The sequence below is a fragment of the Anaerostipes faecis genome, assembly GCF_910574135.1.
Taxonomy (GTDB): Bacteria; Bacillota; Clostridia; order Lachnospirales; family Lachnospiraceae; genus Anaerostipes; species Anaerostipes hominis.
The window spans coordinates 21208-42727 of sequence record NZ_CAJSYK010000001.1 but is presented as its reverse complement, the minus strand read 5'-3'; the positions used below and the strand labels follow the sequence as shown (position 1 = coordinate 42727).

At 46.2% G+C, this 21520-nt stretch carries 21 protein-coding genes; all 21 read left to right on the top strand.

What is annotated here, in order from left to right:
- Nucleotides 1-155: 155 nt before the first annotated feature.
- The 21 genes from QGT46_RS00205 (at nt 156) to QGT46_RS00105 (ending at nt 21513) form a co-directional block, all read left to right on the top strand.
- Entirely contained in the window at nt 156-437 is a 282-nt protein-coding gene (locus tag QGT46_RS00205; RefSeq protein ID WP_270432885.1) for a hypothetical protein, read from the top strand.
- A gap of 301 nt (nt 438-738) precedes the next feature.
- The gene (locus tag QGT46_RS00200) at nt 739-1563 is read left to right on the top strand and encodes a metallophosphoesterase (protein WP_024727269.1); all 825 of its coding nucleotides are present in this window, start codon (nt 739-741) and stop codon (nt 1561-1563) included.
- A 154-nt stretch (nt 1564-1717) separates the two neighbouring features.
- The gene (locus tag QGT46_RS00195; protein ID WP_024727270.1) at nt 1718-1975 is read left to right on the top strand and encodes a hypothetical protein; all 258 of its coding nucleotides are present in this window, start codon (nt 1718-1720) and stop codon (nt 1973-1975) included.
- Between the two features lie 372 nt (nt 1976-2347).
- Complete coding sequence (locus QGT46_RS00190) at nt 2348-3010, top strand: hypothetical protein (protein WP_024727271.1); 663 nt, start codon at nt 2348-2350, stop codon at nt 3008-3010.
- Complete coding sequence (locus tag QGT46_RS00185) at nt 3007-3414, top strand: 23S rRNA (pseudouridine(1915)-N(3))-methyltransferase RlmH (RefSeq protein ID WP_024727272.1); 408 nt, start codon at nt 3007-3009, stop codon at nt 3412-3414. Before QGT46_RS00190 ends, QGT46_RS00185 begins: the two co-directional genes overlap by 4 nt.
- A 15-nt stretch (nt 3415-3429) precedes the next feature.
- Nucleotides 3430-4320, top strand: a complete 891-nt coding sequence (locus tag QGT46_RS00180; RefSeq protein WP_148460094.1) for a DUF2156 domain-containing protein — start codon at nt 3430-3432, stop codon at nt 4318-4320.
- A gap of 65 nt (nt 4321-4385) precedes the next feature.
- Complete coding sequence (pyrB, locus tag QGT46_RS00175) at nt 4386-5303, top strand: aspartate carbamoyltransferase (protein WP_148460093.1); 918 nt, start codon at nt 4386-4388, stop codon at nt 5301-5303.
- Nucleotides 5300-5722 (top strand): aspartate carbamoyltransferase regulatory subunit, encoded by a 423-nt coding sequence (locus QGT46_RS00170; protein ID WP_024727275.1) that lies wholly within the window; start codon nt 5300-5302, stop codon nt 5720-5722. The genes pyrB and QGT46_RS00170 overlap by 4 nt, the downstream gene beginning before the upstream one ends.
- A 16-nt stretch (nt 5723-5738) precedes the next feature.
- A complete protein-coding gene (locus tag QGT46_RS00165; RefSeq protein ID WP_024727276.1) occupies nt 5739-8015 on the top strand; it encodes a RelA/SpoT family protein in 2277 nt (758 codons plus the stop codon).
- A 10-nt stretch (nt 8016-8025) separates the two neighbouring features.
- On the top strand, nt 8026-8670 hold the full coding sequence (locus tag QGT46_RS00160) for an MBL fold metallo-hydrolase (protein ID WP_024727277.1): 645 nt from the start codon (nt 8026-8028) through the stop codon (nt 8668-8670).
- Nucleotides 8667-10106, top strand: coding sequence for a coproporphyrinogen dehydrogenase HemZ (gene hemZ / locus QGT46_RS00155; RefSeq protein ID WP_148460092.1), 1440 nt, complete (start codon nt 8667-8669; stop codon nt 10104-10106). The genes QGT46_RS00160 and hemZ overlap by 4 nt, the downstream gene beginning before the upstream one ends.
- A 13-nt stretch (nt 10107-10119) precedes the next feature.
- Nucleotides 10120-10824 (top strand): HD-GYP domain-containing protein, encoded by a 705-nt coding sequence (locus tag QGT46_RS00150; RefSeq protein ID WP_024727279.1) that lies wholly within the window; start codon nt 10120-10122, stop codon nt 10822-10824.
- Complete coding sequence (gene hisS, locus QGT46_RS00145) at nt 10742-11983, top strand: histidine--tRNA ligase (RefSeq protein ID WP_024727280.1); 1242 nt, start codon at nt 10742-10744, stop codon at nt 11981-11983. The genes QGT46_RS00150 and hisS overlap by 83 nt, the downstream gene beginning before the upstream one ends.
- Before the next feature lie 339 nt (nt 11984-12322).
- The gene (locus QGT46_RS00140; RefSeq protein ID WP_024727281.1) at nt 12323-13870 is read left to right on the top strand and encodes an L-lactate permease; all 1548 of its coding nucleotides are present in this window, start codon (nt 12323-12325) and stop codon (nt 13868-13870) included.
- 21 nt (nt 13871-13891) lie between these two features.
- Entirely contained in the window at nt 13892-15181 is a 1290-nt protein-coding gene (gene larA / locus QGT46_RS00135) for a nickel-dependent lactate racemase (protein WP_148460091.1), read from the top strand.
- Between the two features lie 20 nt (nt 15182-15201).
- Nucleotides 15202-16629: an FAD-binding oxidoreductase gene (locus tag QGT46_RS00130; RefSeq protein ID WP_024727283.1), complete on the top strand. Its 1428-nt coding sequence runs from the start codon at nt 15202-15204 to the stop codon at nt 16627-16629.
- 39 nt (nt 16630-16668) lie between these two features.
- Nucleotides 16669-17805 (top strand): acyl-CoA dehydrogenase family protein, encoded by a 1137-nt coding sequence (locus QGT46_RS00125; protein WP_024727284.1) that lies wholly within the window; start codon nt 16669-16671, stop codon nt 17803-17805.
- Between the two features lie 29 nt (nt 17806-17834).
- The gene (locus tag QGT46_RS00120; protein ID WP_024727285.1) at nt 17835-18638 is read left to right on the top strand and encodes an electron transfer flavoprotein subunit beta/FixA family protein; all 804 of its coding nucleotides are present in this window, start codon (nt 17835-17837) and stop codon (nt 18636-18638) included.
- A gap of 13 nt (nt 18639-18651) precedes the next feature.
- On the top strand, nt 18652-19650 hold the full coding sequence (locus QGT46_RS00115) for an electron transfer flavoprotein subunit alpha/FixB family protein (protein ID WP_270432864.1): 999 nt from the start codon (nt 18652-18654) through the stop codon (nt 19648-19650).
- Nucleotides 19651-19845: 195 nt separating this feature from the next.
- Nucleotides 19846-20535 (top strand): FadR/GntR family transcriptional regulator, encoded by a 690-nt coding sequence (locus QGT46_RS00110; RefSeq protein ID WP_006566834.1) that lies wholly within the window; start codon nt 19846-19848, stop codon nt 20533-20535.
- A gap of 189 nt (nt 20536-20724) precedes the next feature.
- Nucleotides 20725-21513: an electron transfer flavoprotein subunit beta/FixA family protein gene (locus QGT46_RS00105; RefSeq protein WP_024727287.1), complete on the top strand. Its 789-nt coding sequence runs from the start codon at nt 20725-20727 to the stop codon at nt 21511-21513.
- The last annotated feature ends 7 nt before the right edge of the window (nt 21514-21520 follow it).

Below are 21520 nucleotides of genomic sequence, written 5' to 3'. Positions count from 1 at the left end.
CACAGATGCGTAAGGAAATTATTTGCCTGCGGCAAATTGCATCTGGCACGCAAAGTTGTCAAGCCCCTCAGAGTGAGGGGTTGGGGCGTTGAAGTGGGCTTGCCCACTTTGTTCTGAATAAATAAAATCCCTGCCGATGATTGGAGTCGGTCAAGATGAAAATGAGGAATGAATATATATGTCCGTTGGAATTGATACATGACATCATAAAGGGCAAATGGAAGCCTGTTATTTTATGGAAGCTCAGCAAGGGCGGCAGTTCTCTTTCCGTTTTGATAAAATCTATCCTGGGAATCAGCCAGAAAATATGGCATGCGGGCGATACCATGTATTACCCGGAAGGCGTGACGGACCCTGATTACTGTGTACTTCGTTTTACTGCGGAACAGGGCAGATTTTACAGTAATTTCAATTCTGAAAATTTTGAGATTGAATGACAGGAGACTGATATAATAAAAACAGAGAAAACTCTAATGAATATCCTTGAGCAAAGGGGGCTTGGTCAGCCATCATTTTTTAAGTAAGTGATGGCTAATCAAGCCTTGCCATTTGCCCTGCCATCGTTTATACTAAACAAATACCTTGAATGAAAAATAGTAGATATGTCTAAAAATAAATGGGAGCGCATAGAAATATGCGGTTTTTTCATTCCATAGGGGAAGTTTGTTTTCGCTATTGGAGGAACGCATTTTAAAATGCGAAGGAAATAGTTATAAAAAGCTCATAAGGAGAATTCCATTGAAGATTATCAAAAGAATCATTCTGTTTATACTGATGATCCTGATTTTAACGGGTCTTTTGGCAGTATATGCAGTGAAAATAGAACCATACCGTCTGGCAGTCCATGACTATGAACTGAAGAAAGGACCGGCATCGATAGAGTTGAAGCTGGTCCATATATCTGACATCCAGGTGAGTGAAGCATATTCTGAAGACCGGCTGGGAAAGTTAGTGGATAAGATCAACGGGCAGTCGCCGGATATTGTTGTTTTTACCGGGGATCTCTATGACAATTATGCGTCCTACCATCCTGAGAAAAAAGTAGAGAAGGCATTGTCCGACATCCAGGCCAAATACGGAAAATATGCGGTCTGGGGAAACCGGGATTACGGAGGAAGCGCCATGAGGGCTTATCCGGGGATCATACAGAACGGAGGATTTAAGCTGCTTGCCAATGAATCTGCAATCATCCGTCTTCCCGATGGAAAAAAGATCGGGATCGGCGGGCTGGACGATGTGCTGTTCGGAACACCGGACTATGGACTGATGGAGTCGGGAGAGTTAAAGAACTGTGATTACAAAATATTGCTGATGCACGAACCGGATGCGGCAGAGCGCGTCCCTGAAAAAAGTGCCGACCTGATTCTGGCAGGGCACAGCCACGGCGGACAGGTAAAGCTTCCGTTTTTTAAGATGAAAACGTCTCTTGCCAAAAAATTTACGGATGGGTTCTATTCGGTAAATGGAATGAAGCTTTTTGTCAACACAGGGATCGGGACATCCCACTATCCCATACGGTTTCTAGTTCCTCCGGAAATTGATGTATTTCGTATTTCAATCTGATCCAAAATCAGGTATATTAGACTTAGAGGTCATCAATGCCGGTAAGGAGGATATTAGTGGCATCTTCCCAGAGTGCGTATATGGAACTGTATGTTAAAAACCGCCTGACTTCAGTGGGTGCAGATAAGAAACAGATCTTAAAAACGGCCTTTGTGTGAAATACAACAAAGATGCCGATGTTAAATATGTAATTTCCGATGACAGCGCTTTGACTCCGCTGGAGGAATATGTAGAAGAATACAAAAAGCTCATGGACCAGCTTTACAAAGAAGTAAAGGTAAACAACTGGGCCAGCAGAGAGTCGCTGATGAAGTATATGTATGAGCACTTGACGAACTGGAAGACCAGCTGTACTGGCAGCCCTATTACCTGTCATGAAAAGGGGTATCGAGGTCTTTCGGTTCCTTACTGATCGCCACGAAAAGCGACGGCTCCAATCCTAATGACATGCATGGGCAGTGGAGGACATATCTTGTATATTATGACGGGAAAATATATGAGACAAGTAAAACAACGACAAATGCATCCGGTACCCATCCTGCATATATAGGCGTTTCTTCTCTGTCTACAGTCAAAAATCCGGATGACGTCCACGACTTTCTCATAAATCTTGGTTTCCGGGTACAAAGCTAAAAAAGCCTGAAGTATTTGAAAGCCGTATTCTGTCTGCTTTCCTGTGAATACACGGGATTGGACGGAGTGCGGTTCTTATTTTATGTTTTCTTTGTATCAAAAAAAGGGATATGCTATAATAAAAGAAACTATCTAGATGGAGGCATGGTAAGTGAAGCTAAAGAAATCAACAGTCATTGTCATCGTATTGAGCTGGATTTTATTTTTTTGCGCTTGTTTTTTGATTTTCCTGAAACTGGACAAGGAACATACGGAAAAAATCACAAATGAGAAGATTTTCAGGGAAGAGACAGAAGCCTCAGAGAAAAAAAGCACCGATGCTGCAGCAACATCTCGGCCGGTGGAGCCGGAGACAGAGAAGCTGCTGTCATTTATGAATGAGTACTATAAAAAGCTCAGGGCAGGTGACGAGAAGGGCTTAAAAGGCATGGTGGAAGACCCGAAAGATCTGGTTTCCAGCCGGGCAGTAAAGAAGCTACATAAGTATGTGGAGTCATATAAGAACCTCTCGTTCCACACTGAAAAAGGCGCGGATGAACAATCATTCATCGTTTATGCCACTTACAGTACAAAGCTCCGGGGGATCAAAACACCTGCACCCGGCATGAGCCAGTATTATGTTGTAAAAAAGGGCCAGTCTTATCTGCTCTATAATAACGAGAAACATTATACAGCACAGATAAAAAATGCTCTGAATGCTGGTCTTGGAACAGAAAAAGTAAAACAGCTGATCAAAGAGACCAACGATACCTTTGAAAAAGCGCTCAAATCTGATAAGAAACTGAAGAATTTTTTTGATAAAGGCAAGTCATGATGAAGTTTTATATTTTTATTTTACAAAAGAACAGGGATACACTGTATGTCCAGGCAATGCAAGAATATTTGAAACGTCTCGGAAAATATTGTACGATAGAGGTCAAGTATGTAAAAAAAGAGAAACAATTGGGAAGAATTTTTGAGAAGGAAGGGAAGCATTTTATGGTCACCAGTTCTGAAAACAGCATGGAGAGCACAGCATTTGCAGAAGAAATCAGCCGTTGGATGATGAACGGCTGTTCTAATATCTTTTTTTATATCGGAGGGTTCAGACCGGAGCATGATGTTTCTGAGTTTTCTGTCTCCTCTTTTGACATGGCGCCTGAGTTATGTGCGGCCGTCCTGTTGGAGCAGATCTATCGGAGCTGCCGGATTATGAACTGCCAGCCCTATCATAAATAATTAAAGGAGTTTACAATGGATTTTAAGACACCCAAATTAGAAGATAAAAAAATGTTTGACGCATATTTTGACAAAATTAATTACCGGAGTGCTGATTTTTCGGCGGCAACACTGATCCTGTGGAAAGATCATTATCACATGACATATGCAATAACTGAGGATATGCTGATCATCCGGTCAAAAGACGGACATGGATGTACGTTCAGCTATCCGATTGGAGGCGGGGATGAAAAGAAAGCCGTGGAGGCCGTCATGGAATACTGCAGGGAAGAAGGAATCCCGTTTGCCATGCATGGTATCCTGAAGGAAACAGAAGAAAAGATGAAAGAGATGTTCGGGGATATTTTTACAGTGGAATATGACCGGGATCTTTTTGATTATATTTACGAACGGGAATCTCTGGCAACGCTGAGGGGCAAGAAGCTTCACGGCAAGAGAAATCATATCAACAGGTTTAAGGAGAACCACGACTGGTCTTACGAATCTTTAAATGACGAGAATGCTCTGGAAGCCCTGACCATGCTCATGGAATGGAAGATGGCAAACGAAGCCACCAAAGAAGAAGATGCCGACAAGCATGAAGAGATCTGTGCCGCCAAGAATGCTCTGATGTATTATAAAGATCTTGACTTAAGGGGCGGGGTGTTGAGAAGCGATGGAAAGATCATTGCATTTGCCATAGGGGAGGGAACAACGGAAGATACCTTTGTCGTCCATTTCGAGAAGGCGTTCGGAGAGATACAGGGAGCCTACCCGATGATCAACCAGCAGTTTATTCTGCACGAAGCCATGGATTATCAGTTCATCAACAGAGAGGAAGACCTGGGGGAAGAAGGACTGCGGAAGGCAAAACTTTCTTACCGGCCGTTGGAACTGCTGGAAAAAGGCCTGCTAAAATATAAGTAATTCATTGACACTATTGGTCTGTAAATGTAGAATTATTATAATATAACGATTAGGAGGTACTTTCTATGAAACATATAATCGATCCGATGGATTTGTCTGTGGATGACGTCGACAGGCTTTTGAATCTTGCGGATGATATCTCGTTAAGGCCGGAGAAGTACAGGGAAGTATGCAGATATAAGAAGCTGGCAACACTATTTTTTGAACCAAGTACCAGGACGAGGCTCAGTTTTGAAGCGGCCATGCTGGAGTTAGGAGGCAGTGTACTTGGTTTTTCTTCTGCTGATTCTTCCTCGGCAGTAAAAGGAGAAAGTATTGCCGACACGGCGCGGATAGTGGCCTGCTACGCAGACATCATCGCCATGCGCCATCCGAAGGAGGGGGCTCCGTATGTGGCATCCAGACATGTGGACATCCCGATCATCAATGCAGGGGACGGAGGGCACAACCACCCGACTCAGACACTCACAGATCTTTTGACCATAAGAAGGGAAAAAGGAAGACTTAAAAATCTGACCATTGGATTCTGCGGCGACCTGAAGTTCGGGCGCACCGTGCATTCGCTGATCAAGGCCCTTTCAAGGTATGAGGATATTAGTTTCATCATGATCTCTCCTGAGGAGCTTCAGATACCGGAATATCTGAAAAAAGATGTATTTGAGAAGAAGAATATTCCGTTCCGTGAAGTCAGAGAGATGGAAGAAGTCATGCCGGAACTGGACATCATATACATGACCAGAGTCCAGAGGGAGAGATTTTTTAACGAGGCCGATTATGTCCGCTTAAAGGACAGCTACATTCTGGACCCTGAGAAGTTAAAAAAGGCAAAAGAAGACCTGTCCATTCTGCATCCGCTGCCGAGGGTCAATGAGATCTCTGTCAAAGTGGACGAGGACCCGAGAGCCTGCTATTTCAGACAGGCACTGAACGGCAAACACGTGAGGATGGCGCTGATCATGGATTTATTGGGGGTTACGGCATGAACATAGATAGTATCAAGAACGGAATCGTTTTAGACCATATCACAGCCGGAAAAGGCATGGATATTTACTACCAGCTGGGACTTGACAAACTGGACTGCAGCATTGCGATCATTCAGAATGCCAAGAGCAATAAACTTGGCAAAAAAGACATCATCAAGATTTCCAATAACTTTGATATCGATCTGGATGTGCTGGGATATGTGGATCCCAATGCCACCGTATGTATCATTGAGAATGGAAAGCTGAAATCCAAACATAAAGTCGGGCTTCCGGAAGTCATCACAAATATTGCAAGATGCAAAAATCCGAGGTGCATTACTTCCATAGAGCAGGAGATCGATCATACATTTAAACTTGTGAATAGAGAAAATAAGGTTTACAGATGCATTTACTGTGAATCAAAATTAAAAAATAATTAATCTGGAGTGGCTGCCAATGGAGCAAAACAGTAAAACAAAAATAAACCGTGTAAAAAAAGATATCAGCAATCCCAAGAGTTTTACGGCTCCTGATGAACTCCGTCATCAGCTGATGGAGACTATGAAGAGCCTGTACAGCGATGAAGATATAGAGATGGTGGGCAGGGCCTATGATATGGCTTTTGAAGCCCATAAGGACCAGAAGAGAAAGTCCGGGGAACCCTATATCATTCATCCTATTTGTGTCGCCATCATCCTGGCAGAACTGGAACTGGACCGGGAGACGATCATTGCCGGTTTGCTGCATGATGTCGTGGAAGACACAGACGTGACATATGAAGACGTAGTCCGGGAGTTTGGGGTGGAGGTTGCCCAGCTTGTGGACGGCGTCACAAAATTAGGCCAGTTAAGTTATTCCAAGGACAAGATCGAAGTACAGGCGGAGAATTTACGAAAGATGTTCCTTGCCATGGCCAAGGATATCAGGGTAATACTAATTAAACTGGCAGACCGTCTGCACAACATGCGCACCATGCAGTTTATGAAGCCTGAAAAGCAGAAGGAAAAGTCCAGAGAGACCATGGACATCTATGCGCCTATCGCTCACAGACTTGGTATTTCCAAGATCAAGGTAGAACTGGATGATTTGTCTTTGAGATATCTGAAGCCGGATGTCTACAAAGAACTGGAACATTCTCTGGACTCCCAGAAGGTGCGCAGGGAAGCTTACATCAAAGAGATCGTCGATGAAGTCAGCGGGCATATTGAGCGGAGCGGCATCAAGGCCGAGATTGACGGGCGGGTGAAGCATTTCTTCAGTATTTACAAGAAGATGGTGAATCAGAATAAGACTCTTGACCAGATTTATGATCTGTTTGCGGTGCGGATTAAAGTGGATACGGTCAAGGACTGTTATGCGGCTCTGGGAGTGATCCATGAGATGTATAAGCCTATCCCCGGAAGGTTCAAGGACTATATCGCCATGCCAAAGCAGAACATGTACCAGTCGCTCCATACGACGCTGATCGGGCCGGAAGGACATCCTTTTGAAATCCAGATCCGGACATTTGAGATGCACAGGATCGCTGAATACGGTATTGCCGCCCATTGGAAGTATAAAGAAAAAAGCAGCAGCGTGGGCGTCAACAAAGAAGAGGAAAAGCTGAGCTGGCTCAGAGAAATCCTGGAGTGGCAGCAGGACATGGACGACAACAAAGAGTTTTTATCTCTCCTCAAGACGAATCTGGACCTGTTTGCGGAGCAGGTTTACTGTTTTACCCCAAACGGGGATGTAAAGAGCCTTGCCAACGGTTCCACGCCGATCGATTTTGCTTACAGTATTCACAGTGCGGTAGGAAATACGATGGTAGGAGCCAGGGTCAACGGCAGGCAGGTGCCGTTTGAGTACCATCTCCAGAACGGGGACAGGGTGGAGGTGATCACCTCGCAGAATTCCAAGGGCCCCAGCAGGGACTGGTTAAATATTGTTAAATCGACCCAGGCCAAGAGCAAGATCAATCAATGGTTTAAGACCCAGTTTAAAGAAGAAAATATCGTTAAAGGCAAGGAAATGCTTGAGAAGTACTGCAAGGGCAAGCGGATTGAACTGTCAAGCTACTTAAAGCCGGAATATATTAAAAAGGTACAGCTCAAATATGGGTTTAAAGACTGGGAGTCTGTGTGCGCAGCCGTGGGACACGGCGGACTGAAAGAGGGCCAGGTTGTCAATAAGCTGGCGGAGGAGTTCAATAAAGACCAGAAGCAGAAGATCACAGATGAACAGGTTTTGGAGGCGGCAGAACATGTCAGGGAACGGCGTCCGGAAGAGAAACAGAAGGGCGGAATCGTTGTCAAAGGCGTGGACGACGTGGCAGTGCGGTTTTCCAAATGCTGCAATCCGGTTCCAGGAGATGAGATTGTCGGATTCGTCACAAGGGGACGGGGAGTGTCCATCCACAGGACAGACTGTGTAAACTTATTAAGTATGTCAGAGACAGACCGGTCCCGCCTGATCGAGGCAGAATGGCAGGAAGGCTCTGAGGGCTCCGGACAGACCTATACGACGGAAATTTCGATTTATGCAAACAACCGGAAGGGGATGCTTGCAGATGTATCCAAAGTATTTTTGGAACTGGACATCGATATTCTGACGATGAATGTTTCAAACTCCAAAAAAGGGAGGGCTACCCTCAGCATGTCCTTTGACATCAACGGAGTTGCCCAGTTAAATCAAGTGATCGCAAGGATCCGCAATATTGAAGGTGTGGTAGACATAGAGAGAAAGGTAGGATAGTTTTTCAGCCATGAACGAAAATATTATTTTGATAGGCGCAGGTCTCGGACAGATGCAGACGAACTGTTATATCGCCGGTAACCGCCAGACGAAAGAAGCGCTCGTATTTGATCCGGGAGACGAAGGATACCGGGTGATGGAAATGCTTGAAAAAGAGGGGCTTGAGCTCACGGCAGTCCTTCTGACACATGGACATTTTGACCACGTGATGGCTCTTCCTTATTTGCAGGAGCTAAAGCCGGGGCTGCCGGTTTATCTGCATGAGGATGAGGAAGATGTACTGAGAGACCCCTCTTTGAACCTGACTTCTATGTTCGGGGAGCCTGTTTCCATGGATGCTGATCATCTCGTAAAAGACGGACAGGTTTTGGATCTTCTGGACACGGAGATACACTGTATTCATGTGCCGGGACATACAAAAGGCGGAGTCTGCTATTATTTCAAAGAACAGGGATGGCTGATCGCAGGAGATACTCTGTTTCGCCAGAGCATCGGGCGGACAGATTTTCCTACTGGAGATACAGACGCACTGCTGTCAGGTATCCGGGAAAAACTGTTTGTTCTGCCGGATGAAACGGAAGTGTATCCGGGACATATGAACAGCACGACCATCGGGTTCGAAAAACGGACAAACCCGTTTCTTATGCAGCCATGATCGGATTGATTCAGAACGAAACCCTGTATGAATATGATATCAGAAGCCTGATTCTGGCATTCTGCATTGGAGAAAAGATAGAATTGTCTTCGGGAGGAGATGACAATTCTATCTATGATTTTATATGCAGGGTCTTCTACGGAGAGGAAGAAACTCTTCTGGAACTGAGAACCGGGGAATCCGTCATTTCCGAGAAGGTCAGAGGAGACTTCAGGGACAAGAGGAACTTCAAAAACAGCTTGAAGGCGGCTCTGTACCGTCTGCTATCCTGTCATCTTAAAAAAGAACTGCCCTGGGGAACACTGAACGGCATCCGTCCTACAAAGCTTGTGTTTGAGGACTGCATGTTGGGGAAAACCAGAGCGGATATGAAAGCGAAACTGCGCCGGGACTATCTGGTCAGCGAAGAAAAGGCAGACCTTTGTGTGTCTGTGGGGCTGAAAGAGACAGAACTGCTGAAAGATATTTCTTATGAAAGCGGATATAGTCTGTATGTGGGGATTCCGTTTTGTCCAAGTACATGCCTGTATTGTTCTTTTACGTCTTATCCGATTTCGGCATACAGGGAGTATGTAGATCAGTATCTGGATGCCCTGATTCGGGAGATCTGCTATATAGGGGAACAATACAGAGACAGGGAGATGATCAGTCTTTATGTGGGAGGGGGAACCCCCACCACCCTTTCTCCAAAGCAGTTTGACCGTCTGTTTGGAGAGCTGAGACGCTGTTTTGATTTTGGCGGAATCCGTGAGATCACGGTGGAGGCCGGAAGACCCGACAGCATCACCGCGGAAAAGCTTTCTGTCCTCTCGGAAAACGGAGTTACTAGGATCAGCATCAATCCTCAGACGATGAACGACGACACGCTCATAAGAATTGGAAGAAAGCACACGGCGGAGGATGTGGCAGACTGTTTTCAAACGGCCAGAAAATCCGGCTTTGACAATATCAATATGGACATAATCTGCGGACTTCCGGGAGAAGGCATTCGAGAGCTTGAGAAAACGTTTAAGGCCCTTGGGGAACTGGGACCTGACAGTATTACGGTCCACGCGCTGGCGATCAAGAGAAGTGCTCCCTTGAATCAGATGAGGGATCAGTTTTCATTCGGTGCCGATGACGAGATGATCCGATTTGCACAGCGGGCATGCTTTGATATGGGGATGGAACCTTATTACATGTACAGACAGAAAAATATCCCCGGAAATTTTGAAAATATAGGCTTTTCTTTGGAAGAAAAAGAGTGCCTTTATAATATACTGATTATGGAGGAACTGCATGATATCATCGCAGCAGGCGCCGGCGCATCATCCAAGTTTGTCGGCGGCAGCAGAAACATTCAGAGGGCGGAAAACCTGAAGGACGTAAGACAGTATACGGAACGGATCGAAGAAATGATTTTACGGAAAGATAAATTGCTAAAAAGTATGTGTTAGGTGGTGTTATGATATGCCGATGAAATATGAATCCCGCGATGTAGAGACTCCGATCCAGGTCGGTCTGGATGATTCCATTGAACATGGGATCGTTGTGAGCAACCTTGCATACAGTGTGGGAAAAGAACTGGGACTGGATGAGGCAGCCTGCTATGATCTGGCGGTGGCGGGCCTTCTCCACGATATTGGAAAAGTCCGGCTGAATTTTTACATGAATGAGAAGGAAGAACAGATCCTTGCAGTAGATGAGACACGCTATCTGCGCATGCATTCTACGATCGGCCATTCAATTCTGGTGGAGCATGGATATGATGATATTGTGCTGGATGCGGTGCTGTACCACCATGAACACTATGACGGCACCGGATATCCGAGCAACTTAAAGAGAGATGAGATCCCGCTGGTAGGCAGGATTATGCATGTCTGCGATATCTTCGGAGCTTTGATCGCCAACAGGGATTACCGGGAGGGATTTTCCGTTGAAACCGCCCTGGAAGTCATGATCGAGGAAGTGAAGAATTTTGACATGAAAGTGTTTCTCGCGTTTCAGCGGGTTGCATTTTCAGAAGAAATGCTTAGAATATTAGAAAAGAGTAATCTGCACGATACAGATACAATAAAAGGAGGAACTGTAAATGATAACACAAGCACCGAGAGGGACGAAGGACTGGTACGGAGAGGAAATGCAGAAACGGACATATCTGGAGAACGTGTTTAAAGACCTGTGTGAGACATATAATATCCATGAAATCATTACGCCTGTTTTTGAGCACACCGTACTGTTTCAGCGAAGCGTGGGAGAGACAACGGATGTGGTCCAGAAAGAGATGTATACCTTTGAAGATAAAGGAAACCGGAGCATTACCTTAAAACCGGAAGGGACTGCGGGAGCCATCCGCGCTTATCTGGAGCACGGAATGCAGAACGAACCCCAGCCGGTAAAGATGTTTTATATTACCCCGGCTTTCCGCTATGAAAAACCACAGAGCGGAAGACTCAGACAGCACCACCAGTTCGGAATCGAATTTGTAGGTGCCCAGAGTCCGCTGGCGGAAGTGGAACTGATCACCCTGGTGACATCTTTTATCAATAAGATCGGTCTTACTGATGCAAAACTTCACATCAACAGTATCGGATGCTCAAACTGCAGAAAGGATTACAACGAGGCTCTTTTTGCGTACCTTCATCGGCATGAGGACAAGCTTTGTCCGACCTGCAGGGAGAGGATGGAGAAGAATCCGCTGAGAGTCATCGACTGCAAAGTGCCTTCCTGTAAAGAGATCATCAAGGATGCACCGAGAACGATCGACTATCTGGACGAAGAGTGCAGAGAACATTTTGAAGAGCTGAAAAGCCTCCTGGACAGCCTGAATATTCCTTATGAAGTGGACACAGGCATTGTCCGCGGGCTCGATTATTACACAAAGACCGTGTTTGAGTTTGTAAATGGGGAAGGTTTTACCCTGTGCGGCGGAGGAAGATATGATAATTTAGTCCATGAGATCGACGGAAAAGTGTCCATGCCTTCGGTTGGATTTGGCATGGGAGTAGAGCGTATCTTATTTTTCCTTGAAGAGGAAGGAGTAGAACTTCCCGCGGGCAGGCCCCTGAACCTCTATGTGGGAATTCTCGGAAAAGAAGCCAGGGCAAGAGCTTATGAGATCGTTTCCGGTCTGCGCACGGAAGGATTCAAGGTGGAGACAGACTACCTTGGACGAGGGGTAAAGGCACAGATGAAATATGCAAACAAGCTCCGGGCACAAAACACGATCATTATCGGTGAGAATGAATTAAAAGAAAATAAAGGAAGACTGAAAAACATGGAATCCGGAGAAGAGATAGAAATTTCTCTGGACGATATAAAAAGTGCATTATAAGGACGGCCTGTTTTTTACAGTGTACAGAGGCAAAAGCTTCTCTGATTATTTGAGATCAGAGAAGCTTTTTATTTTTGTGAGATTTCATGAATTTTATAAAAAATGGAATGTTCTGTGAAACAGCTGCAGGCCTGTTTCACCGAATAGGATAAATTATGGAAACGATATAAACTTTGGCGTTTTGCACAAAAAATATAGGGTATTATGAGACTTGTTCATGCAAATGGGCTTGACAAATGAAGAAATTGGTCCTACCATAAGGGACAACAGGGGATTGGTAGAACCAATTTATTTGGATTGTAACTCGTCGTCTTAAACCGAAAGGAGTTTCTGCTTGTGATGTTCATCAAATTTATTTTGGCTTTGCTCCCTATTCTTTGGCTGATGGCTGCCTTGAGCGGTCTTAAAATGCCAGGATACAAAGCCTGTCCTATTTCACTTGCGATCACACTAGTTCTTGCACTGTTTCTCTGGAAAATGCCGCTCATTGATGCTCTTACCGGAACACTGGAGGGAGCGGCTATGGGGATCTGGCCGATCTGTCTCGTCATTATCGCGGCCATTTTCACTTACAACCTGACGGTACATACAAAAAATATGGATTTAATTAAACGGATGCTGACCAGTGTATCCAGAGACAAACGGATTCTGATCCTCATCATTGCATGGGGATTTGGAGGATTCATGGAAGGGATGGCCGGCTTTGGAACGGCAGTTGCGATTCCGGCCAGTATCTTATGCGGGCTTGGCATCAGCCCGATCTTTGCGGCAACGGTATGTCTGGTTGCCAATGCAACGCCCACTGCATTCGGATCGATCGGCATTCCAACCATCACGGCTGCCTCTGTGAGCGGCCTGGATTCCAAAGGCGTAGCAGTAGCCGTTGTAATACAGCTTGCAGTCCTGGTAGTCCTGACACCGTTTTTAATGATGATCATGACAGGGGGTTCTGTCAAAGGACTGAAGGGAATCGGCATGATCACGCTGCTATCCGGATTAGGATTTATTATTCCGGAATACCTTACGGCAAAGTTTGTGGGGGCTGAACTTCCGGCTGTAATCGGCTCTGTATGCAGCATGGCTGTCACGATCCTGGCGGCAAAACTTTTGAAGAAAAAAGAGGACCCGGAATACATTCTTCACGGGCTTGAAAATTCGGAACAATCCGGAAGGGAACCTCTTGGATTAAAAAGGGCAGTTATCGCATGGCTTCCGTTTCTGCTGATCCTGGTATTTCTTCTGCTGACTTCCAGTCTTGTCCCGGCCATTCACGATCCGCTGGCGAGCGTAAAGAGTTCTGTTCAAATTTATACAGGTGCGGATGCAGCCCCGTATACTTTCACTTGGCTGGCGACACCGGGTGTTCTGATTTTTTTAGCGGCTCTGATCGGAGGAAAAGCACAGGGAGCCTCATTAAGAGAGATCGGAATGGTATTGAGAGACACTTTGATACAGATGTCAAAGACGGTCCTTACCATCGTATCCGTTCTGGCAACAGCAAAAGTCATGGGATACAGCGGAATGATCAGCGATATTGCGGCTTTGATTGTGGCAGTCACCGGTTCTTTTTATCCTCTGGTGGCACCGCTCATCGGTTCGATCGGAACCTTCGTGACGGGAAGCGCCACATCTTCGAGTGTCCTCTTTACCGGTCTTCAGGTCCAGACAGCCCATACACTCGGTATGAACGATGTCTGGCTGGCGGCGGCCAATACAGTAGGGTCCACGGCGGGAAAGATCATCTCACCCCAGAGCATTGCCATTGCTGTGGCAGCTACGGGAACAGTGGGAAAAGAGAGCAGGATACTGAACGGGTCCATGAAATACTTCATTCTGTTTATCGTACTTTACGGAGTGATCGCATTTTTGGGACTTAGATTTATTTAATACATTCGACGGAGGTGACTTATGAAAACGATAAACCTTCCCTACGGAAAAGGGAAATTAGCGATTGAGATCCCGGAGGAGCGGCTAGCAGGAATCCTCTTATCAAAAGCCCATGATTATCAGGCAAAGATGGGAGAGGAAGATCTGGTCAGGGATGCCCTGATGCATCCGGTGGGAACACCGAGGCTAAAAGAACTGACCAGGGGAAAAGACAATATTGTGATGATCGCCAGCGACCATACTCGTCCGGTTCCAAGCAAGGTTATCATGCCGGCTGTTTTGGAGGAGATCAAGCAGGGAAATCCTGATGCAGAGATTACAGTTTTAATCGCCACGGGATTTCACCGTCCTACCACAAGAGAAGAACTGATCTCAAAGTTTGGGGAAGATATGGTGGATCATCCGGATATCAGGTTTGTAGTGCACGAAAGCGGGAAGCCGGAGGATATGGTAAGCCTTGGAAAGCTTCCATCCGGAGGAGAGCTTTTAATCAACAAAATTGCCTGGGAGGCCGATCTTCTAATCTCGGAAGGATTCATTGAACCCCACTTTTTTGCAGGTTTTTCCGGAGGAAGAAAGAGCGTGCTTCCGGGAGTCTCCAGCAAAACAACGGTACTGGCCAACCACTGCTCAGAGTTTATTGATGATTCCCATGCCAGAACAGGAATTCTTGAAGGAAACCCTATTCACAGAGATATGATCTATGCGGCTGGAAAGGCAAAACTGGCTTTTATCATAAACGTTGTGCTGGATGAAGATAAAAAGGTGATCGAGGCATTCGCGGGGCACTATGAAAAAGCTCATGAAAAGGGCTGCCGGTTCGTGGATCAGCTTTCAGGAGTGGACGCAGTACCTTCCGACATCGTCATATCCACCAACGGGGGTTACCCTCTGGATCAGAATATTTACCAGTCAGTCAAAGGCATGACTGCGGCGGAAGCCACCTGCCGGCCGGGCGGAGTCATTATTATGGCTGCAAGCTGCATTGACGGACACGGCGGCAAGGAGCTGTATGACACTTTTGCAAAGGAGAAGGATAAGGAAAAGATCATGCAGAGATTTCTCGCTACAGACCGGAACTCCACAGTGCCTGACCAATGGGAGTCCCAGATCTTATGCCGTATCCTGTTAAAGTATAAAGTCATCCTGGTGACGCAGGCTCCGAAGGACATGGTGGAGGAGATGCAGATGGACTATGCGGACAGCGTGGAAGATGCGATCCGCATGGCCGATGAGTATCTGGGCAAAGAAAACAGTAAGATCACTGTGATACCGGACGGTGTTGCAGTTATTGTAAGAAACAGAAACTGAGATTTTTGAAGGAGGAGAAGATGAGCGAATATGAATACGGCAAAGTGACACAGGAAATCATTGACCGTCTGAATGAGATTGCACCCAAGCGTGTCTATACGGGAGATGAGATCAATGATGATTTTACCCACGATGAGATGTCGATCTACGGAAAGGCAAAACCCGAAGCGGTAGTAGAACCATTGACTACAGAAGAAGTTGCAGCGGTGATGAAGCTTTGTAATGAGCAAAAGATTCCAGTGACGCCAAGCGGAGCCAGAACCGGGCTGGTGGGAGGAGCCGTCAGCATACACGGCGGAGTCATGCTGTCTATAACGAAAATGAATAAAATCCTGGGCTATGACAAAGAAAACTTTGTGGTGACGATACAGCCCGGAGTTCTTCTAAACGATCTGGCGGAAGATGCACAAAAGCAGGGGCTTTTGTATCCGCCGGACCCGGGAGAAAAATTTGCAACAGTAGGCGGGAATGTGGCAACCAATGCCGGCGGTATGAGGGCTGTAAAATACGGGACTACGAGAGATTATGTCAGGGCGATGACGGTCGTTCTTCCCACCGGCGAGATTGTCAAATTGGGGGCGACAGTTTCCAAAACCAGTTCCGGATACAGCCTGCTGAATCTGATGATCGGATCGGAAGGGACATTGGGAGTCATAACAGAGCTGACTCTTAAATTGATCCCTCAGCCGAAAGCGGTTATCAGCCTGATCATTCCCTATGAAACTTTGGAAGACTGTATTGCCACAGTGCCCCGGTTTTTCATGAATCATCTGCATCCTCAGGCCTTGGAGTTTATGGAAAAGGATGTCGTCATGGATACGGAGAAGTTCCTGGGAAAGAAGGTTTATCCAAAAGAAATGGAAGGCGTGGAGGTCGGTGCTTATCTGCTGGCCACCTTTGACGGGGACTCAGAAGAACAGCTGGAAGATATCATAGAGGCAGCCTCTGAGGTTGTCTTGGAGGCGGGAGCCATCGATGTTCTGGTAGCTGATACACCGGCACTGAAACGTGACGCGTGGGCTGTGAGAAGTGCTCTTTTAGAGGCCATTGAGGCGGATACTGTGCTTTTGGATGAATGTGATGTGGTCGTACCTACGAATAAGATTGCCGAGTTTTTAACCTATACCAAGTCTCTGGAAGCAGAAGCTGATTTCAGGGTAAAAAGTTTCGGCCATGCGGGAGACGGAAATCTGCATATTTATACTTGCAGCAATGATATGCAGGAGGAGGAATTCAGAAAGCAAGTATCAGTGTTTATGAAAAAAGTGTACGAAAAAGCCACGGAATTCGGAGGGCTGATCTCCGGAGAACACGGCATTGGACACGGAAAGCTTGACTACCTGGCAGAATCTGTGGGACCGGTCAGCATGCGTATCATGGAAGGCGTAAAAACTGTCTTTGATCCGAATATGATTCTGAATCCGGGCAAAGTCTGCTACAAGTTATAATGTAAAACCAACTATTTATCTATAAAGGAGAAATCAATTATGGCATATTTAATTTCAGAAGAGGCAAACGATTTACTGCAGGATGTGAGAGAGTTTTGCGAGAATGAAGTCAAAGAACAGTGTAAAGAATTTGACCGTTCAGGAGAATGGCCGAAAGAGATTTATGATAAAGCGATCGAGATGCAGCTGCACTCCCTCGAAGTCCCTGAGGAATACGGCGGACCGGGTCTTTCCAGAGTAGATGTTGCGGCGCTGATCGAGGAGATGGCAATCGCGGATGCAGGATTTGCCACCACGATTTCTGCCAGCGGACTGGGAACAAAGCCGGTTCTCATTGCAGGAAACGAAGAACAAAAGAAGCATGTCTGTGATCAGATCATCGAGGGCGGATTCGGAGCATTCTGCCTCACAGAGCCGGGAGCAGGTTCAGATGCAGGAGCAGGTACAACAACTGCAGTGAAAGACGGAGATGAATACATACTGAACGGAAGAAAATGCTTTATCACAAACGGCGGGATCGCTTCCTTCTACTGCATTACGGCTATGACCGATAAAAGCAAGGGTGTAAAAGGTATCTCCATGTTCCTTGTGGATGCAGGAACACCTGGACTGAGCACCGGAAATGAAGAAGATAAGATGGGAATTCGTACATCCAACACATGTGACGTTGTCCTGGAAGACTGCAGAATTCCGGCAGCGAACCTGATCGGGCAGGAAGGAAAAGGATTTGGAATCGCCATGAAGACCCTTGACCAGGCCAGGGCATGGATGGGCTGTGTAGCAGCCGGAATTGCACAGAGAGGCATCAATGAGGCCATTGCCTACGGAAAAGAAAGAATCCAGTTTGGAAAACCGATCATCAGAAATCAGGCGCTGCAGTTTAAGATCGCAGATATGGCGATCAAGACAGAGACAGCCCGCCAGATGGTTGCCCATGCACTGACAAAGATGGATCTTGGACTTCCTCATTCTAAGGAAGCGGCTATTGCAAAATGCTACGCCAGCGATATTGCCATGGAGGTGGCATCAGAAGCCATCCAGATGTTCGGCGGATACGGATACAGCAGAGAATATCCGGTAGAAAAACTTCTCCGTGACGCGAAGATCTTCCAGATTTTTGAGGGAAGCAACGAAATCCAGAGAATTGTCATCGCGAACAATACCATTGGCAGATAAGAAATTGACTGGACAAAGGAGTGAAGATTATGGAAATTTTAGTGTGCATTAAACAGGTGCCGGATGATTCCGTGGAAGTACATTTGACAGAAGAAGGGAAGCCGGATCTTGCAAACATCACGCCTGTCGTCAATGCGTTTGATACCTATGCGCTGGAGATGGCTGCCCGCCTGAAAGAAGCCGGGGAAGGGGAGATCACTGCCCTTTGCATCGGCGGTGAGGAAGCCAGGAATTCATTAAAAAACTGTCTCGCAGTGGGAGCAGACCATGCATATCTGGTCCAGGAAGACCGGTTTGACGGTTCGGATTCCAGGGGGATCAGCCATATACTGATGTGTGCCGCCAAAAAGATCGAGGAAGACACCGGAAAGAAGTTTGATCTGATCTTCTGTGGGAAAGAGGCTACCGACGCTGCCCTTGGACAGGTGGGAGCAGAACTCTCCGAAATGCTGGGTACCGGAGTTATCACCAACGTGATCGAGGTCGAATTCGCCGAAGGACAGGTGTGCGCCAAACAGGAGACGGAAGAAGGATACCGCCTCATCGAGACGGCCTCTCCGTGTGTTCTGACTGTCACAAAGCCGGATTATGATCCGAGATATCCGACGATTAAAAATAAGATGGCAGCCCGGAAAAAGCCGATTGGTACGATCAAGGCACAAGACCTGTCAGTGCTGGAACCTGAAAAAACAGGAGAGGGCGGTGCCTTTGTAAAAACTCTTAAGCTGTATGAACCGCCGAAAAAAGAGGCTGGGATCAAGATTCAGGAAGAGACAGCGCAAGATTCAGCATTAAAAGCAGTTGCCATGATGGCGGATGCGAAAGTATTCTAAGGAGGAGTTTGCAATGGATATGACAGAATATAAGGATATCGTGGTTTATATTGAGACTGCGGACAAAAGTCCGGTCAAGGTCGGATTGGAAATGCTCTCTCCTGCCAGAAAAATCGCTGAAAAAAAGGGCGGGAAGGTCAGAGCAGTCCTGATCGGAGACGGGATTCGAACAGCCGCCCAAAAAGCTGCCGAATCCGGCGCCGACGAAGTGATCTTGATCGAAAGTCCTGAGTATGAAATATTTCATCTGGACCGCTTTGCCAATGTGATGGAATCAGTGATAAAAGAGGTGAAACCCTATGCGGTTTTCGTGGGAGGAACTCAGGACGGCAAAGACCTTGCCCCGAAGCTTGCCGCCAGATTAAAGACCGGTTGTGCCTCTGATGTCATGGATGTAAAGACGGAGGATGGAAAGACAGTCTATACCTGCCCTCTTTATGGAGGAACCGTACTTCAGGACGTGGTTATGGAAACATCTGTGCCCCAGATTGCAGTGCTGCGTTCCGGAGCTTTTAAAAAGTCAGAGGAAACTGTAAAAGGTACGATCACAGAGAAAAATATTCCGGCCGCAGATGAAAATATCCGGCTGAAGATAAAGGATGTGGTCAAAGAAATTTCCGAGACAGTCAATCTCGAAGATGCCCAAGTCATCGTCTCAGGCGGAAGGGGAATGGGCAGCAGGGAAAACTTTGAACTTGTAAAACAACTGGCAGATCTTCTGGGCGGAGTGGTTGGAGCCACAAGGCCCGCTATCGAAGACGGATGGATCTCCAGGGTCCACCAGGTAGGGCAGTCAGGAAAAATCGTAGCGCCGAAGCTTTATATTGCCTGCGGTATTTCCGGTGCGACACAGCATGTTTCCGGAATCATGAATTCCGATTATATAGTAGCGATCAACAAAGATGAAGATGCGCCTATTTTTGAAGTAGCCAACATCGGCATCGTAGGAAATGCAATAAACGTGCTTCCGATTATGATCGAAGAGATCAAAAAGAAAAAGGAAGCAGAATAAATCAGCGTGTTTCTATGCTTAATGCATATTGACCATCTTAATGCACCTTCTGTTCCGGAGTAATCCGAAACAGAAGGTAATCCTCTTTTGCGAAAAAAACGGCGAAAAAGCCGGAAATAATAGAAATTCCCTTGATTTGATGAAACCTGGACGGTATAATTTTCTCCAAACGGTTTCATAGAAAGAGGGATAGAGATGCAGCAGACAAAAGCTTACGAAAAAGTGATTGAACATATTAAGAAACAGATCATCAACCATGATCTGACGATCGGTGAAAAATTACCTCCTGAGAGAGAAATATCAGAGCAGCTGGGCGTCAGCAGAAATTCTGTGCGTGAGGCGATCCATATGCTGGAGATGATGGGGTTTATCTCAAGTCAGCAGGGAGCGGGAAATTATGTTTCCTGTAATTTTGAAAAAAACCTTGTAGAATCAATGTCCATGATGTTTATTCTGCATAAACTTGACTATGGTTCCATCACACAGCTCCGCTTTGCGCTGGAAATGCAGGCCTTTGTGCTGGCAGTGGACAACATCAGCAAAGAGGAGATCCAGAAGATTGGCGAGTATATACTGAATCTGGACCGGGGCAAAACTGAGGAAGAATGCGTGATCTGGGATAAGAAGATTCATTATGCGATAGCAAAGGCTTCCCACAATGTTCTGATTATAGATATTTTACAGGCATTATCCGATGTGCTGGATACTTATATCACAGACATGCGGAGAGAGATATTTAAGGATGACAACAAAGAAAAGCTGCAGCAGGCACATAAAGAAATTGCAAAATGCATGATTGAAAAAGACCTGGAAGGCGGAAGAAAGGCGATTGAGGATCACTTTGATATTATCAACAGCACGCTGGAGCGCATGAAAACGAGATAAAGTTGTGCATTATGACGAAAAAGTCATAAGATATAAAAAAATGCTGGACGGATAGTACAAAAAAAGTTATAATAAAGATAAATTGGTAGGGCCAATATAGAGAACAGAGAACCTGGAAATGAAGAATCATTTCCAATTATTTTTCAAACGATTGGTAGGACCAATCGAAGAGCAGGAGGAAAAGCAGATATGAATATTTTAGTTTGTATCAAACAGGTGCCGGAGTCCAATAAGGTAGAGGTTGATCCAAAAACGGGAGTCCTGAAAAGAAACGGGGCAGCGTCCAAGATGAATCCCTATGATCTCTACGCATTGGAGACAGCCATGAGATTAAAGGAAGAACTGGGAGGGGAGGTCAGTGTGATCACCATGGGGCCTCCTCAGGCGGCCCAGGTGATAAGGGAAGCCTATGCGATGGGAGCAGATCACGGAACTTTGATTTCCGACCGGAGATTCGGGGGAGCCGATGTGCTGGCCACAAGCTATACCCTGGCCCAGGGGATCAAAAAGATGGGAGACTTTGACCTGATTCTGTGCGGGAAACAGACCACAGACGGGGATACAGCCCAGGTTGGACCGGAGATCTCGGAATGGCTTGGTATCCCGAGTGTATCAAATGTAAGAAAAATCACCGAGGCAGACGGACAGAATATTACAGTTGAGATGGATATGCCGGACGACATTGAGATCACAAGGATTGCCTATCCTTGTCTTCTGGCAGTGGATAAAGACATTTTCCAGCCGAGACTTCCTTCTTACGTGAGAAAAACCGAGAAAGCAGATACGGAAATCACTATGCTCAGTCTGGATGACATGGATGACAGAGATGAGACCCATTACGGACTGAACGGTTCACCCACACAGGTTCAGAAGATTTTCCCTCCGGAAACTAACCACCACAGGGAACTCTGGAACGAGGAGAGCAGTATCCTTTCAGAAAAACTCTTTCAAAAAGTGAAAGAACTGAAATTTGTATAGGAGGAAT